Here is a 14,633-nt window from a genome sequence, read left to right as displayed (position 1 = left end):
GCTGTTCTTATTGTGTGGTCGACATCATTATATCTTCGTTTCTGGACAGTGAAACCAGATTCAGGCAATTGAGGGGCGATGAAACAAATCGACACACATTTGCGCCGGAAAGCGATGCCGCGTCTCGGGTTCAGCCCTTGGTCTGCCGGGGCGCTGGCGATTGCCGTTATCGTGGTTGCCCCGATCCTCGCCGTTTTCTGGATGGCTTTTCATCCGGCGGACAATATCTGGCCGCACCTCTTGTCGACGACGCTTCCGCGCTATTTGCGCAATACGATCGTTTTGATGGTGTCGGTCGGTTTTTTTGCGGCAAGCATGGGGGCAGGGGCCGCCTGGCTGGTGACGCGCTACCGGTTTCCAGGCGTTGGCTGGATTCAATGGGCATTGCTGTTGCCGCTGGCGATCCCGGCCTATGTCGGGGCCTATGCGCTGGTTGATTTTCTCGAGTATGCAGGTCCGGTGCAAACCGGGCTGCGTGCCCTGTTCGGATGGGAAACGGCACGCGATTATTGGTTCCCGGAGATCCGGTCGATGGGCGCGGCGGTGATTGTCCTGTCGGCGGCCCTGTTCCCCTATGTCTATATCCTGTCTCGGGCGGCCTATCGCGAACAGTCCGGTGAGGGCGAGGAAGTGGCCCGGTCTTTGGGGGCCGGGGCGTTGGCGCGGTTCTGGCGGATCGGTCTTCCGCTGGCGCGCCCCGCGATCGCAGCCGGGTCGGCCATCGTGATGATGGAGACGGTCAACGATTTCGGTACGGTGGATTACTTCGCGGTACAGACCCTGACCACGGGGATTTTCAGCGTCTGGCTTGAAAGCAACAACGCGGGGGGCGCTGCGCAGCTTGCCACCGTCGTATTGGTTCTGGTCATCCTCCTGGTCACGCTGGAAAAGACCAGTCGCCGCAGGATCCAGTTTTTCAGCCTGTCGACGCGCCACCGTCCGCCCACGCAGACACAATTGCGCGGGATTTGGGGCTGGATCGCCACGCTGGCCTGCCTGATTCCGTTCCTCGTAGGCTTTGTTCTGCCTTTCAGTGTGATTCTGGGGCATGCGATTGACAATGCGGAGCGCTGGACGGATCCCGAACTCGTGCGCGCCCTGTGGAACACGGTCCGGGTCGGCGGAATTGCCGCCATCGTGACGGTTCTGGCCGGGGTATTCCTTGTCTATGGGGTGCGCTTGTCCGGAAAGACATTGCCACGGCTACTGCTTCCGTTGACGACAATTGGTTATGCCGCGCCGGGGGCGGTTCTGGCGGTCGGGATCCTGATCCCGCTCGCGGTATTGGATCACAGGCTTGCCGACGCCATCGAGGCGGTGACGGGCGGTTATGCCGGGCTGATCCTGACGGGATCGAGCTTTGCGTTGGTGCTGGCTTACTGTGTGCGCTTCTTTGCGATTGCTCAAGGGGCGGCGGACGGCGCCATGGGCCGTGTTTCTCCAAGCCTTGCGATGGCAGCCCGGTCTCTCGGGCGCAGCAAGGGCCAGACGCTTATTGAAGTCTATTACCCGCTGATCCGGGCTTCCATCGGGTCGGCGCTGCTTTTGGTTTTTGTCGATTGCGTCAAGGAATTGCCGGCCACGATGTTATTGCGCCCCTTCAATTTCGACACGCTGGCCACGCGGGTGCACGACCAGGCAAGTCTTGAAAACCTTGGGGATGCGAGCCCCGGAGCGGTGATGATTGTGCTGGTGGGACTGGTTGCGGTTGGTTTGCTTGCGCGGGCCAACCGATGAACATTTTGCACTTGCGGGGGCGGATATTTCCGCTTAAATCGCCCCCCAGTGCCCCTATAGCTCAGCTGGTAGAGCAACTGATTTGTAATCAGTAGGTCCGCGGTTCGAGTCCGTGTGGGGGCACCACTTAAGCTCTTGAAAATGAATGAAAAACAGAAGCGCAGCAATCTTGATGCGCCATGTTTTTCAAACGTTTTTCAAACACGCATTGATTTCACCGCGCATTGATTCTGTTAACGCTTTGGTAAGAATTTTTGGTTAACGGTTGGGAAACAAATTCATTTCCACCAGAGACTTACATCGCCACACTCATGTTGCAGACGCTGACAGATACGCGCCCTTATGCACAGCCGCTCTCACCCATAGAGGTGAGTGGGGATCGCTATGCGCTGCCAGCAAACTTTGTGAGCGGCCTCGCTTTCCTGCGGCCATTCGTCAAGCCGAACGGTATGGACTTCGAAAAGCAAGTAGGGCTACTCGCAGGCAAATTATACGTTTTGACGACCAGCCTAGTCATTGAGTATGATCCGGGAAGTCTGGAACTTCCTGATCGGTGGTTCAGTTCTGAGACGATCCGAATGCTTGAGGCGTTCAAGGCATCGCCTACTGAGGTATATGTTGACCGCGACGACTTGTGCTTTCAGTGGCGCGACGGACAGAAGCTTTTTGTCAGGCTGCCAAATTTGCTGCCCGGCAACACGCATCGACAGATGGCAGTTGATGCGTTAGGTCACTACCGCCACTTCAACCAAGGGGTTGAGATAACGAACGCGGCGCGGCGCGAAATTCGGAGGAGGCACGGCGGCGCAAAATTGGCTGAAGACACCTACTTAAACGAGCAAGAAATTGTTTCGCGAATGAGCCGCGACGGCAAAACGTGGACATTGGAAACCTCGCCCCCCTTCTTGAGCAACGCTGACCGCGTTATGCGCTTTGACCGCAAAGCGTTCCTCGACATGATCCGCGTTGCGGATGAAATAGACTTCTCGACCAGTCCCGTTTGCTTCCGTCATGCCCATGGTCGCGGTGTGCTGGTCGAACGCACACTCGGTTCTGACATTCCGACATTCGGAGGCGCAGATGACTGAACTGCGCGACGGTTTCTTCTATCACCCAGACGGCGAGTCACCCGAGCTTTCGATGCATAGGTTGCTATCCGGCGAGCACAACCCAGCATTCGACGACCTGTTCTCGACGACAATCCAAGAGGCGGACAGCGAAATCAGGGAAGTTGAGCGAGACCGCAAGAAGCTACTGTCGCAACTTGTTGACCTGAGGAAGAAGCTGCTGTCCCTGCGCGCGAACAGAGACGAGATAGAGCAAGCAGTCCAAACATTCGAGGAAACAGGTGAGATCGCCCCTGTTCTCATCCCCACTTGCGACGCGATGGTCGCACAGGAACAAGCCGCACTGCGGAATGCTGATGCACCAATCAAGGCAACCGAGATCGACGATGCGAAAGCGGCTCTGGTGGAGACTCTACCCGATGGATGGGATGTTGCCGAGACGGCGGCAGACGACGAGTTCGTCTATGTCACCGTGAAACGTCAGCGAACTATTGTCGCCGCCGAACGCCCTTCGAGCGATGAAACCCGCGCCCGTATCATTGAACGGGTTCAGCAAGCGTTCGAATGCTATGGAAGCGACTTTCTAAACCGTGTCCGACCGCTTCGTCCATTGACCGTTTCAGCTAATCCGAGGGCACCATGAACAAGATCGAATGGGACACAGCAGACGGTGTACTTGAGGAAGCCGATCTCTGGAAGTTGTTCTCCGAATACCCCGATCAACAAAGTGAAACGATCCTGTTCTACTCCCAGATCAAGCCTTTGCTCTCAAAGATGCGGCTTGAGGACGAGACCCGGTTCTACCACGTTTATGAGCATTCGACTGTGCCCGAAGCGCCTGATCGGGCCAGAAGTCGTGCGATAGTGACACAACGGAACCTGCGTCGTGTGGCAAACGCTACCGCTGGGCGTGGCAACAGCGACGCCGCAATCCAATATCTCGGCGTTCCTCTCTAGAAGGACCGCTGCGCACAAACGTTGACGCCATGTGAAGCAAAATTCCTGTTTCGCAGCATGTCTGCTACCGCTATATGTGGTGCAAACTGGTTACCAAAATTGCGAGATATTGGCATGGCGACGGGCATTACACAGCAAGAGAAACACGGTGATGACGCGACCACTGCTGCGCGCCCACTGCATGAAGACCCGCATCCGCTGCCTTCTGAGGATGCCAAGGTCGAGTTGAGCTATCCAAACAAACTTAATAAGAGCGACGTGCTTGCGCCGCTGAACACAGAGTTTTCCGCAGTGGCAAAGGATGGGAGAACTCACCGAAGCGTCGATGTTGAGCCAAATAGCTTTGTTCTTTCGGACAACTTCTTCGCGCTTCACGGCTTGATCGAAAGTGGTGTGCGTCCGTCATTGGTGTATTTGGATCCACCTTACGGCACTGGGATGGAGTTTCATTCTCGACAGCTACAACACGCATATAAAGACAATAGGGCACCTGCTGCCTACCTCGAATTTATGCGGCGACGCTTGATTCTAATTAGGGAAGCTATGGCAGACGAAGGGACTCTTTATCTCCATATCGGCCACCAGATGCTGTTTCACGTCAAAGCAATTCTCGATGAGGTATTCGGGCCGAGCAATTTTCAAAACTTGCTTGTTCGGAGGAAGTGCAGCAGTAAGAATTTTACGCGAAATCGTTACCCGAATATCAACGACTACATCTTGTTCTATTCAAAGTCAGCCAAGTTCAAATGGTTCCAACCGACTGAGGAACCGGAGCAGGATTGGATTGAACGAGAGTACAACAAGGTCGATGCGAAGGGCCGCTACAAGCTGGTTCCAGTGCACGCGCCGGGCACACGGCGCGGTGCCACGGGACAACCTTGGAGAGGCAAAATGCCCCCACCCGGCAAACACTGGCAATACGCACCGGAGAAACTGGACGAATTCGACCGTATTGGTGAAATGCACTGGTCAAGAAACGGCAATCCAAGGCGTAAGGTTTACCTTGGCGACGACAAGAGAGTGCCGCTGACAGACTATTGGTCGAAGTTCCGGGACGCACATCACCAAAGTATCAAAATCACTGGTTATCCGACGGAAAAAAACCTCGAAATGCTTCGGGTCATTGTTGCATCAGGCACGGAACCTGGTGACGTTGTTCTTGATCCCTTTTGCGGTTCCGGATCAACCCTTCATGCAGCGCACGATCTTGGACGAAAGTGGATTGGGTTCGACGAGTCCTTTACCGCTGCCGAAACTACGATCAGACGGCTGCGGCACGGCGTCCAGCCAATGGGCGACTACGTGGATCGCAAACCAAAAGCCGATGTTGTAGATTTGTTTTCTTCGAAGGAAGCAGTTCAAGATCAGCCAACTGCTCAAGCAACGACGTGGGCAGCGCCAGATTTCAATTTCTTGGTCGATAGTATTCTCCTCGAAACCGAAGCCCAAGAAATTGGACGCATCTCGAAAATCTGACTTCTAGCCCGACAGCAGCCAATCTTGAGTGACCCTTTGAGGCGCAAGTTTGAGCGTCGTTACTCGAACGTTTCCGTCCCAAGCATCGTCCAGCTGGCACGCTTCTTCCCATGTGTCCCGGTGTGTTAGGCCCGGACCGTCGGAAACAAAAAGGAGTCGGAACTTCTTTCCGGTGTCGCGATAGAATTCTTGGGCCTTAGCAACCTTGAAGGCATTTCCGCCAGTTCTATCGTCTGATTGCGCCCCGCCGCGTGTCGAGTCATACCGCGCAAATCCTACGCACACCACATCCGTACTCGGTGACGTCACAATGAAATCGCAGGGGTAGTGACCTGCCCCCCGATGGTCCCTCATTCAAAACGAGAGTCTGCGGGTCTGGTTTTCATATTCTTCGGTTTCGGTTTGGGCAAGCGCGCCGGGCGCGGAGCCCTCATTTGGCTCAAGCGCCCGGCGCGCTTCCGCGGGTGTTTGATTGCCGAGCGATGAGTGCGGCCTGACGTTGTTGTAGTCGTAGCGCCAGAGGGCCAGAATTCGCCGTGCATCTTCCAAGCTGTCGAACATCTCCTCGTTCAGCAACTCGTCCCGGAGGCTGCCGTTGAAGGACTCGATGAAGGCGTTCTGCTGGGGCTTGCCCGGATCGATGTAATGCCAATCGACGCCGTTGTTGTTCGCCCATTTCAGGATCGCCCGACTGGTGAACTCGGTGCCGTTGTCACTGACTATGCTGGCGGGCCTACCATAGACCCGGACAAGCGCATCCAGTTCCCGCGCCACACGGGCACCCGAGATGCTGGTATCGGCCATCAGACACAGGTTCTCGCGGCAGCAATCATCGTTCACCGCCAGAATGCGGAACCGTCGCGATGCCCCGAACGTGTCGGACAGGAAGTCCAGAGACCAGCGTTCGCCGGGCCTCAGAGCCTCGGGCATTGGCGTCCGCGATCCCCGCGCCCGTTTGCGACCCCTTCGTCGCCTGACGCCCAGCTTCTCCTCCGTGTAGAGGCGGTACAGCTTCTTGTGGTTCATGATCATCCCCTTGCGCTCCAGCATAACGCCGATCCGCCGATAGCCGAACCGGCGCCGCTGGACTGCGACGGCTTTCATCTCCTCCCTGATCTCAGGATTGTCGGGCGGGCGTTCACGCCTGACAGTTTTGGGATCGACACCAACGAGCCTGCACGCTCGGCGCTGCGAGATGTCATGATCCCGCATCGCCTTGAGCGCTGCATCCCGCCGTTCGGTTGGCGTCGTCAGTTCTTTCCCAGCAAGTCTTTCAGAACGGCATTGTCCAGCATCGTATCTGCCAGAAGGCGCTTGAGCCTGGCGTTCTCGTCTTCCATCGCCCTCAGCTTAGCGACATCCGACACCTCCATGCCGCCATACTTCGATTTGTACTTGTAGAACGTGCCCTGGCTGAGACCGTGCTTGCGGCACACCTCCGCTGTCGGCATGCCTGCTTCCTGCTCTTTGATCATCCCAATGATTTGCGCTTCCGTGAAACGGCTCTTTCGCATCTGTTTGCTCCTTCGAAAGGTTGAGCAAACTCTACATCAGAACGAGGGAGAATTTGGGGGGCAGGTCACATGGCGCAAGCCGTTGACGATCTCGTTGCCCAGGGCGCACCGGCGTTCGAAGCGGCAACGCCAATGTTGTCCCAACTTCTCAAGGCGGAAATGGCCGAACGGGAAGTCCGGTCCATTGCCTACCAAACTAAGGTGGCGCGCTTCCCGTCCTACAAGGACCTCGCAGGCTTTGACTTCAAGTCCAGCGAGATCAACGAGGCCAGCGTTCGGCAGTTGCACCGTGGCGAGTTCATGGAGAACGCGGAAAACGTCGTCCTGATCGGTGGCCCCGGCACGGGCAAAAGCCACATCGCCACAGCTCTCGGCGTCCAGGCCATCGAGCATCACAGATGCAAGGTGCGCTTCTACTCGACGGTGGAACTCGTCAACTCCCTGGAGCAGGAAAAGGCGCTCGGAAAGGCCGGCAAACTGGCCGAGATGCTGACCAAGATCGACTTGGTCATCCTCGACGAACTCGGCTATCTGCCGTTCAGTTCATCCGGCGGCGCGCTGTTGTTCCACCTCCTCAGCAAACTCTACGAACGCACCAGTGTGGTCATCACCACCAACCTCAGCTTCTCAGAGTGGGCCCAGGTCTTCGGCGACGCAAAAATGACCACAGCGCTTCTCGACAGGCTCACACACCGCTGCCACATCCTGGAAACCGGCAACGACAGCTACCGCTACAAAGCCAGCTCAGAAGCCGCAAAAAAAAAAGAGAAAGGAGACACCCGCATTGACCACAACATGACCGCTGAGACATAAACGAAGGTGGGTCAGTTCTCGGTGAAAATACCGGGTCACTTCTCAGCGGAAATCAACAGTGCAGCTTCTTAGGCGCGAAATTGATGCGCCAGACCCGATATCGGCCCAAGGATTTTCGGATGTTGATGGTGCCCTTGAGCTTCCAGGTGGTCTCTTCCACTAAACAACAAAAAAAACACAGATTTATTACCCGACGTTGTAACACGCCGAACACCCCGAGCGTAACAGGCCCGAAATCCACCTATAGGTAACTATCTATTTTCAGAAATAGTTTCTGGCAGGGTCACGTTCGGGTGTGTCGTGTAGGGCACCATTTCCTGCTTACGGAAGTTCATAGGCTCGCCGGGAATGGCGCAGGTTTTTGTTTTGGAGTGGGTCCGGGGTATATCCCAAATTCTCCGGCGGATCGGTTTTTTCTTGACCCGAACCAAGTTCGCCTCGTTTCTTGAACTTGTGGAAACCTTGTGGGGCAGAACGGGTGTTGCTCGGCCCCTGGAGAGCGTTTTGCAGAACCGGTTGGACAGGAGTAGGAAGCGGTACGGCGCGGTTTTGGCGGCGGCTTTTGGCGTTGTTTGCGCATCCCCGGAGGCCCTGGCCGAGGAGCCGGAACAGCGTTTCAGGTTTTACGGCCATTTTTCACCCATGATCCTGACTGCGGACGACGGGGTGTCTCGCGCAACAAACCTTGCGGATTCCTCGAGTTCGGGGGGACGGGTAGGTGTGCGTTTTGCGCAGGCGCTGGACGGGCAGACCACACTGAAGGGCAATTTCGAGGTTTCATTGGGACTGCGCCAGTCGGCCGCGATCAGTCAATTGTACACACCGGCCATGTTTGACTGGAGCAGCCACAGCGTTCGCAAGGCCGAGGCGATTATCGAATCTGAGCGATGGGGCCGGCTGTCCCTTGGTCAGGGGAGTATGGGGTCGGATGGGGTTGCGGAAACGGATTTGTCCGGGACATCGTTGGCAAACTACGTCGGTATCTCGGATATCGCGGGGGGGTATTTCTTCAGAACGGCCTCCGGAACCCTGAGTTCGGTGCGGATTACGGATGTTTTTCCTACCTTTGATGGTGGCCGCTCTGTTCGATTGCGCTGGGACAGCCCGGAGATCCGGTTCGGGGTTTTGGGAGGGCTGCGGTTTGCAGTCTCTATCGGTAAGGAAGATTTCCAGCGCAACGTGACTCTCAACGATGCGCTGCAGGATGCCGGACTGTTTTATCGCAACCAGATCGGCAATGTGACCTTGGCGGGTAGTTTCGGCGTTTCGAATGTCGATGACGGTACGGGCGGGACTGCAGGTCAGGCGGCGGGGTCGTTCAGTCTTTTGCATGGACCAAGCGGACTCAATGCGACCTTCGCCACGGGCAGCCGGGATGGGTTTGGCCATTACGGGTATATGAAATTGGGTGTGCGGCGCGATTATTTCGGGATCGGGGATACCGCGTTTTCTGTCGATTACTACGAGTCTTTTGACACGGCCGCGACGGGGGGGCGGGGACAGTCCTACGGAATTGGCGTGGTGCAGACGCTGGACAAGCAGGACCTGGAACTCTTCCTAGGATACCGGTTGCATTCATATCTTGGCGGTGGATTGGTGAAGCACAGAGACATCAAAACCGTCAGCTTTGGGCTGCGATGGAAGTTCCGCAAACTGCAACAGCACCGCAGCATTCTTGAAGAATTGTGGCAAGGCTAGGCGAAACAGGCAAATGAGCGCTGGAATCTAGGGCAAAGCCCCTTGCGCTGGCTCAACACGGACTCTAGAAGAACTCAGATTTTTTGATTGCGCGCGGGCCTTCCCCCGCGCGCTGCCACTTATGGGGACTCCTGATGCAGGTTACCGAAACGCTGAACGAAGGTCTGAAGCGCGGCTACAACATTGTTGTGACGGCCGACGAACTGGACGCAAAAGTGAACGAAAAGCTGGCCGAAGCGCAGCCGGAAATCGAAATGAAGGGTTTCCGCAAGGGCAAGGTCCCGATGCCGCTTCTGAAGAAGCAGTTCGGCGAACGTCTGCTGGGCGAAGCCATGCAGGAAGCCATCGACGGTGCCATGAACAAGCATTTCGAGGAGTCGGGCGACAAACCGGCTCTGCAGCCGAAAGTCGAAATGAAGAACGGCGAAGAGTGGAAACCGGGCAGCGACGTTGAAGTCGAAATGTCCTATGAAGCGCTGCCCGAAATCCCGGAAGTCGAACTCAAAGGCATCAGCCTTGAGAAAATGGTCGTGAAAGCCGATGACGCCGCCGTGGATGAAGCACTGGGCAATCTCGCGGAAACCGCGCAGGATTTCAAAGCGCGCCGCAAGGGCTCGAAAGCCAAGGACGGCGATCAGGTCGTAATGGATTTCGTCGGCAAAGTTGACGGTGAAGCGTTCGAAGGCGGTTCGGCGGAAGATTTCCCGCTGGTGCTGGGTTCGAACCAGTTCATCCCCGGCTTTGAAGAGCAACTGGTTGGCGTGAAGGCCGAGGAAGAAAAAGACGTGACCGTCACCTTCCCGGAAGAGTATCAGGCCGAGCACCTGGCCGGTAAGGAAGCCGTGTTCACCTGCACTATCAAGGAAGTCAAAGAGCCGGTTGCTGCCGAGATCAATGACGAGCTTGCTCAGAAATTCGGTTCCGAAGATCTGGAAGGCCTGAAGGCGCAGATCTCCGAGCGTCTGGAAGCCGAGTATGCCGGTGCTGCCCGCGCCGTGATGAAGCGCGCATTGCTGGACAAGCTGGACGAACTGGTGTCGTTCGAGCTGCCGCCATCTCTGGTGGAAGCTGAAGCCGGCCAGATCGCGCATCAGCTGTGGCACGAGGAAAACCCGGACGTACAAGGCCACGATCACCCCGAGATCGAGCCCACCGACGAGCACAACAAGCTGGCGGAACGCCGCGTGCGCCTTGGGCTTCTGCTGGCCGATCTGGGCCAGAAAGCCGAGGTTGAGGTGACCGACGCCGAGATGACCCAAGCGATCATGAACCAGGCACGTCAGTACCCGGGTCAGGAACGTCAGTTCTTTGAATTCGTTCAGCAAAACGCCCAGATGCAGCAGCAGCTGCGCGCGCCGCTGTTCGAAGACAAGGTTGTTGATTACGTGTTCGAACTGGCGGAAGTGGCTGACAAGGAGGTCTCGAAGGAAGACCTGCAGAAGGCCATTGAAGAGCTGGAAGAAGAATAAGTCTGAAACAATCCATCCTTCTGGGTTGGTGGCCCGGAGCCTTTCGGCTCCGGGCTTTTTTCTGTCCTGCGCCGGTGAAATCCCGAAGCGAATTCCCCGCGCATCGATTTCCGGGTTTCGTGTTAGTCTGGCTATGCGCAACAGCAGAGGAGGGGCGCATGAGCAAGAAATTGATGGCCGAGTTTTTCGGCACGTTCTGGTTGGTCTTTGGGGGCTGTGGCAGCGCGATTTACGCCGCCGGTGTCGCCGATGTCGGGATTGGCTGGTTGGGAGTCAGCTTTGCCTTTGGCCTGACAGTGATGACGATGGCCTATGCGGTTGGACACATCTCCGGAGGGCATTTCAACCCGGCCGTATCGCTTGGGTTGATGATTGCGGGCCGGTTCGACGGCAAGGAGTTGATCCCGTATTGGGTCGCGCAGGTCGTTGGCGGCTTGGCTGCAGGCATTGTGCTTTACGTGATCGCCTCGGGCGCGGCAGGATTTGAAGGCGCAGGGGGCTTTGCTTCCAACGGCTATGGCGACGCGTCACCGCAGGGCTATGGCATGGTCGCAGGGCTGGTAGCCGAAGTTGTGCTGACGGCGTTCTTCCTTGTCATCATTCTTGGAGCCACGTCGAAAGGCGCGCCCGCCGGGTTTGCACCGATTGCGATTGGCTTGGGATTGACGCTGATCCACCTGATTTCGATCCCGATCACCAACACTTCGGTCAACCCCGCGCGTTCGACTGGCGTCGCGTTTTTTGCTGACGGACCGGCTTTGGCGCAGCTTTGGTTGTTCTGGGTCGCGCCCTTGATCGGGGCCGTGCTTGGCGCGGTTATCTGGAAGGCAATGGATACCGACTAACTGCAGATGACGGGGCGTTCGCGTGACGTCCCGTCAATTTTGCCATGGTGCGTTGGCCTGTTAGGGTTGTCTCTGACAGAGGAGGGCACCATGGGATACACGACTTTTGACAAGAAGGACTACGATGCGTTTCGCGAGAATGATCGCGAGGGGCCGATCCACATGCTGAACCTGATCAAGCTGCGCGAGAAGGCCGAGTATGCCGATGGGCGCGAAGCAAGTGGGGCGGAAGCCTATGCCGCCTATGGGCGAGAGAGCGCGCCGGTGTTTCATGCGCTTGGCGGGCGGATCGTGTGGCGGGGCAAGATGGAGCAGATGCTGATCGGGCCGGAAAAGCACTGGGATCTTTGTTTTATTGCTGAATATCCGAGCGTTGAGGCCTTTTCTCAGATGCACAAGGTGCCGGAGTATCGCAAGGCGGTCGAGCATCGTCAGGCCGCGGTTGAGGATAGCCGCCTGATCCGCATGATGCCGCAGAGTGTTGGCGAGAATTTCGGGTCGTAAGTTTTACGACTTGAGGCCGGTTTCCTTGAGCAATCCCTTGCGCTTGGCTTCGTAATAGTAGCCGCGCGCATACCACTGCACCGCCTTGTCGTGATCGTAATCGGCCACGATATAGGCACCGCGCAGGTATTTGACGGCGTATTTCAGGTTGGTTTCTGCATCCAGCAAGCCCGCGGCGTTGCCGCGATAGCCCATGGTGCGGGCCGTGGGCAGTTGGATCTGCATCAGGCCAAGGTTGGGGCCGTTGCGCGCTGTGGGGCGGTGGGTGCTTTCACGCACGATAACCCTTTGCACGAGTGAGCGGGGCACGTCGTTTTTATCGGCGTATTTGTTGATCAGCTTGCGCAGCTCGGGTGTTTCATTGGGGTAGAGCGGAGGTTCGCCGCGTTTTCTGTCCTTGCGGGCTTGGCGGCGTTCTCTTCCTCCGCCACAGGCGGCAACGGGCAGGGCAGCGAGCATCAAGAGCATGTTTCGGCGCGTCAGGGTGTTAGGCATGGTCGGTCTCCTGCAATGTCTTCAGCGATTTTTCAAGGGCTGGGGCAGGCAAGGAATACCAGTCGGCGAGGACGGCAAGGCGATGGCGCCAGTCCAGTTTTCTGAGCGCTTGAAGGTGGTTATAGTGCGCCAGCTCGGGGGACCAGTGGCGAAGCGCGTCAGCAATCACGTCAAGCCCGTCCGCGCGGGAGGTGAGGGGGATGTCGAGCAGCCCCTCGGGCCAGAGGATGGCGCCAAGCGTACGATCCGTTCGGGGAGGCACGCCCGCGACAATAGCGCCGCTGGCCAGCGCGTCGGTCCAGCGGGCCGTCACGTATTCTTGAGTTTTGTGGACATAAGCAGCAGGGGAGACGAGGTTGGAAGAGGCCAGCACGAATTTGGCGCGCCGATACCAGCCGAAGAGATGGGCCATCTCGTCTTCTGAGGTGCCCATGGGGGGACGTCCGTGGAAGGAAATACCCCGCGCGGCGCAGTCCGTGGCGGTGTCATCGTCATCCTCCCAGGCGGCGGGCTGGCGACCGACCCGCAACAGGTCCAGATCGCGGTCCGGACTGCTGCTGCCCAGGCCCAGAACATCGCTGCCCCACGGCAGGGATTGCGTGGGAAGCCTTGAAGCGATGGCAAAGGCATCCATGTCATTGGGGCGGGTGACAAACACCTGATCGAATTGGCCGCGCAGGTCGCGCGGGTTGGCAAGGTCGGTGTGGAAACTGTCAATGATCCAGACGGCGGCCTTGTCATACCCATCACGCCAACCGGGCGACGTGATGGCGTGCCGCAGGTCGGCAGCCGTCATGGCGATGTAGAGCAGGTGCGGCTTGCCCGAGGAGTGGCGGCGTGTGCGCAGCCGGGCCATTTGCCGGGCCAGCCGGGACGTGTTTTCAGGCGCCCGTATGGCGGTAGCGCCGAGTTCGGAACACGCCAGTGAAATCAGATGGTTGATGGGAGCCCAACCGATATGTGGGCTGACATTGTGCAGGATGACGAGGTCGCTCATGCGCGACACCGGGTGATCTGAATGGGCTGTTTCGGTTCCATTGGTGTGACTGGCACCTTCTGCTCTGACGACGCGTTCCGCCGTTTGGAACCAGTATGAAACAGGATCGGGGAATAAAAAAGGCCATGCCCGGACAAAGCCGGGCATGGCCCATGATTTCAGCACCACTGAGAAAATTACTTCTCTTCGGTTGCCTCTTCTTCGGCCGGAGCGTCTTCGATGATGTCGTCGTCGTCCGATGCGGCAGCGCCGATATCGTCGAACAGTTCGGCGATTTCGAATTCTGCTTCGGCTTCAGCTTCGGCGGCCAGTTCCTGGATCGACTTGCCCGATGCCTGAAGCTCGGCTTCTTCTTCCGAGCGGGCAACGTTCAGTTCGATGGTCACGTCAACTTCGGGGTGCAGGACCACGTGCACGATGTGCAGGCCCAGTTCCTTGATCGGCTGTGCCAGGGCAACCTGTTTCTTGTCGACCGAGAACCCACCTGCGGTGGCAGCGTCAGCAGCGTCACGCGGGGTAACCGAGCCGTAAAGGGCGCCGGCATCCGATGCGGAGCGAATCACGACAAATTGCTGGCCAGCCAGGCGTTCGCCAAGTGCTTCGGCTTCTTTCTTGGTTTCCAGGTTGCGTGCCTCGAGCTGGGCTTTCTGGGCTTCGAACGACGCGATGTTGGCGTCCGATGCGGTCAGGGCCTTGCCTTGCGGCAGCAGGAAGTTGCGGGCGTAACCGGGCTTAACGTCGACAACGTCGCCCATCTGGCCGAGCTTGGCCACGCGTTCGAGAAGGATAACTTGCATGTGCTTTCTCCTTACTTGACGGCGTAGGGCAGCAGGGCGAGGAAGCGGGCGCGTTTGATGGCGCGGGCCAGTTCACGCTGCTTCTTGGCCGATACGGCGGTGATACGCGACGGCACGATCTTGCCACGCTCAGAGATGTAGCGCTGAAGCAGTTTCGTGTCTTTGTAGTCGATCTTGGGTGCGTTGTCGCCCGAGAAGGGGCAAACCTTGCGACGGCGGAAAAACGGTTTTGCAGCCATGACTTAGTGTCCTTTCTTCAAGCTG

The 14,633-nt window shown here is 57.5% G+C and carries 15 protein-coding genes and 1 tRNA gene; 11 read left to right on the top strand and 5 right to left on the bottom strand.

Annotation, left to right across the window (positions count from 1 at the left end):
- Positions 1-78: 78 nt before the first annotated feature.
- The 6 genes from ACS3QZ_RS05865 to ACS3QZ_RS05840 all read left to right on the top strand — a co-directional run bounded on the left by ACS3QZ_RS05865 (position 79) and on the right by ACS3QZ_RS05840 (position 5,237).
- On the top strand, positions 79-1,737 hold the full coding sequence (locus ACS3QZ_RS05865) for an ABC transporter permease (RefSeq protein WP_456036990.1): 1,659 nt from the start codon (positions 79-81) through the stop codon (positions 1,735-1,737).
- A 50-nt stretch (positions 1,738-1,787) separates the two neighbouring features.
- Positions 1,788-1,863 (top strand) — tRNA-Thr (locus ACS3QZ_RS05860).
- A 185-nt stretch (positions 1,864-2,048) separates the two neighbouring features.
- On the top strand, positions 2,049-2,825 hold the full coding sequence (locus ACS3QZ_RS05855; RefSeq protein WP_456036989.1) for a hypothetical protein: 777 nt from the start codon (positions 2,049-2,051) through the stop codon (positions 2,823-2,825).
- Positions 2,818-3,447: a hypothetical protein gene (locus ACS3QZ_RS05850; RefSeq protein WP_456036988.1), complete on the top strand. Its 630-nt coding sequence runs from the start codon at positions 2,818-2,820 to the stop codon at positions 3,445-3,447. The genes ACS3QZ_RS05855 and ACS3QZ_RS05850 overlap by 8 nt, the downstream gene beginning before the upstream one ends.
- On the top strand, positions 3,444-3,761 hold the full coding sequence (locus tag ACS3QZ_RS05845; protein ID WP_456036987.1) for a hypothetical protein: 318 nt from the start codon (positions 3,444-3,446) through the stop codon (positions 3,759-3,761). The genes ACS3QZ_RS05850 and ACS3QZ_RS05845 overlap by 4 nt, the downstream gene beginning before the upstream one ends.
- A gap of 114 nt (positions 3,762-3,875) precedes the next feature.
- Positions 3,876-5,237 (top strand): site-specific DNA-methyltransferase, encoded by a 1,362-nt coding sequence (locus tag ACS3QZ_RS05840; protein ID WP_456036986.1) that lies wholly within the window; start codon positions 3,876-3,878, stop codon positions 5,235-5,237.
- A gap of 354 nt (positions 5,238-5,591) precedes the next feature.
- Here the strand turns inward: ACS3QZ_RS05840 and ACS3QZ_RS05835 are convergent.
- Positions 5,592-6,751 (bottom strand): IS3 family transposase gene (locus tag ACS3QZ_RS05835; RefSeq protein WP_456035993.1). Its coding sequence is split into 2 segments (ribosomal slippage): positions 5,592-6,502 and positions 6,502-6,751, totalling 1,161 coding nucleotides; the frame shifts between segments, so codons are not numbered across the junction.
- Positions 6,752-6,820: 69 nt separating this feature from the next.
- Here ACS3QZ_RS05835 and istB point away from each other — a divergent pair.
- The 5 genes from istB to ACS3QZ_RS05810 all read left to right on the top strand — a co-directional run bounded on the left by istB (position 6,821) and on the right by ACS3QZ_RS05810 (position 12,080).
- Positions 6,821-7,564, top strand: coding sequence for an IS21-like element helper ATPase IstB (gene istB, locus ACS3QZ_RS05830; RefSeq protein ID WP_456036985.1), 744 nt, complete (start codon positions 6,821-6,823; stop codon positions 7,562-7,564).
- A gap of 348 nt (positions 7,565-7,912) precedes the next feature.
- Positions 7,913-9,262 (top strand): hypothetical protein, encoded by a 1,350-nt coding sequence (locus ACS3QZ_RS05825; RefSeq protein ID WP_456036984.1) that lies wholly within the window; start codon positions 7,913-7,915, stop codon positions 9,260-9,262.
- Between the two features lie 134 nt (positions 9,263-9,396).
- Positions 9,397-10,731 carry a trigger factor gene (gene tig, locus ACS3QZ_RS05820; RefSeq protein ID WP_456036983.1) on the top strand — a complete coding sequence of 445 codons (1,335 nt, stop codon included), beginning with the start codon at positions 9,397-9,399 and terminating at the stop codon, positions 10,729-10,731.
- A gap of 158 nt (positions 10,732-10,889) precedes the next feature.
- Positions 10,890-11,576, top strand: a complete 687-nt coding sequence (aqpZ, locus tag ACS3QZ_RS05815) for an aquaporin Z (RefSeq protein ID WP_456036982.1) — start codon at positions 10,890-10,892, stop codon at positions 11,574-11,576.
- 90 nt (positions 11,577-11,666) lie between these two features.
- Positions 11,667-12,080 (top strand): DUF1330 domain-containing protein, encoded by a 414-nt coding sequence (locus ACS3QZ_RS05810; protein ID WP_456036981.1) that lies wholly within the window; start codon positions 11,667-11,669, stop codon positions 12,078-12,080.
- Between the two features lie 3 nt (positions 12,081-12,083).
- On the opposite strand, the gene ACS3QZ_RS05805 is transcribed toward ACS3QZ_RS05810, so the two are convergent.
- From ACS3QZ_RS05805 to rpsR, 4 genes are all read right to left on the bottom strand, one after another.
- Positions 12,084-12,575: a transglycosylase SLT domain-containing protein gene (locus tag ACS3QZ_RS05805; RefSeq protein ID WP_456036980.1), complete on the bottom strand. Its 492-nt coding sequence runs from the start codon at positions 12,573-12,575 to the stop codon at positions 12,084-12,086.
- A complete protein-coding gene (locus tag ACS3QZ_RS05800; RefSeq protein WP_456036979.1) occupies positions 12,568-13,572 on the bottom strand; it encodes a hypothetical protein in 1,005 nt (334 codons plus the stop codon). The genes ACS3QZ_RS05805 and ACS3QZ_RS05800 overlap by 8 nt, the downstream gene beginning before the upstream one ends.
- A 176-nt stretch (positions 13,573-13,748) precedes the next feature.
- Positions 13,749-14,369: a 50S ribosomal protein L9 gene (rplI, locus tag ACS3QZ_RS05795; protein WP_093094448.1), complete on the bottom strand. Its 621-nt coding sequence runs from the start codon at positions 14,367-14,369 to the stop codon at positions 13,749-13,751.
- An 11-nt stretch (positions 14,370-14,380) separates the two neighbouring features.
- Entirely contained in the window at positions 14,381-14,608 is a 228-nt protein-coding gene (rpsR, locus tag ACS3QZ_RS05790; protein ID WP_008328567.1) for a 30S ribosomal protein S18, read from the bottom strand.
- Between the last annotated feature and the right edge of the window lie 25 nt (positions 14,609-14,633).

It is taken from the genome of Shimia sp. W99 (genome assembly GCF_053851455.3).
The sequence above is the reverse complement of the archived record's forward strand: the minus strand, read 5'-3'. Positions and strand labels throughout refer to the sequence as shown.

What these genes read in the sequence shown, in the direction of transcription:
- ACS3QZ_RS05865 (WP_456036990.1), top strand. Translation starts at nt 79, where the DNA reads ATGAAACAAATCGACACACATTTGCGCCGGAAAGCGATGCCGCGTCTC.
- ACS3QZ_RS05855 (WP_456036989.1), top strand. Translation starts at nt 2,049, where the DNA reads ATGTTGCAGACGCTGACAGATACGCGCCCTTATGCACAGCCGCTCTCA.
- ACS3QZ_RS05850 (WP_456036988.1), top strand. Translation starts at nt 2,818, where the DNA reads ATGACTGAACTGCGCGACGGTTTCTTCTATCACCCAGACGGCGAGTCA.
- ACS3QZ_RS05845 (WP_456036987.1), top strand. Translation starts at nt 3,444, where the DNA reads ATGAACAAGATCGAATGGGACACAGCAGACGGTGTACTTGAGGAAGCC.
- ACS3QZ_RS05840 (WP_456036986.1), top strand. Translation starts at nt 3,876, where the DNA reads ATGGCGACGGGCATTACACAGCAAGAGAAACACGGTGATGACGCGACC.
- istB (WP_456036985.1), top strand. Translation starts at nt 6,821, where the DNA reads ATGGCGCAAGCCGTTGACGATCTCGTTGCCCAGGGCGCACCGGCGTTC.
- ACS3QZ_RS05825 (WP_456036984.1), top strand. Translation starts at nt 7,913, where the DNA reads ATGGCGCAGGTTTTTGTTTTGGAGTGGGTCCGGGGTATATCCCAAATT.
- tig (WP_456036983.1), top strand. Translation starts at nt 9,397, where the DNA reads ATGCAGGTTACCGAAACGCTGAACGAAGGTCTGAAGCGCGGCTACAAC.
- aqpZ (WP_456036982.1), top strand. Translation starts at nt 10,890, where the DNA reads ATGAGCAAGAAATTGATGGCCGAGTTTTTCGGCACGTTCTGGTTGGTC.
- ACS3QZ_RS05810 (WP_456036981.1), top strand. Translation starts at nt 11,667, where the DNA reads ATGGGATACACGACTTTTGACAAGAAGGACTACGATGCGTTTCGCGAG.
- ACS3QZ_RS05805 (WP_456036980.1), bottom strand. Translation starts at nt 12,575, where the DNA reads ATGCCTAACACCCTGACGCGCCGAAACATGCTCTTGATGCTCGCTGCC.
- ACS3QZ_RS05800 (WP_456036979.1), bottom strand. Translation starts at nt 13,572, where the DNA reads ATGAGCGACCTCGTCATCCTGCACAATGTCAGCCCACATATCGGTTGG.
- rplI (WP_093094448.1), bottom strand. Translation starts at nt 14,369, where the DNA reads ATGCAAGTTATCCTTCTCGAACGCGTGGCCAAGCTCGGCCAGATGGGC.
- rpsR (WP_008328567.1), bottom strand. Translation starts at nt 14,608, where the DNA reads ATGGCTGCAAAACCGTTTTTCCGCCGTCGCAAGGTTTGCCCCTTCTCG.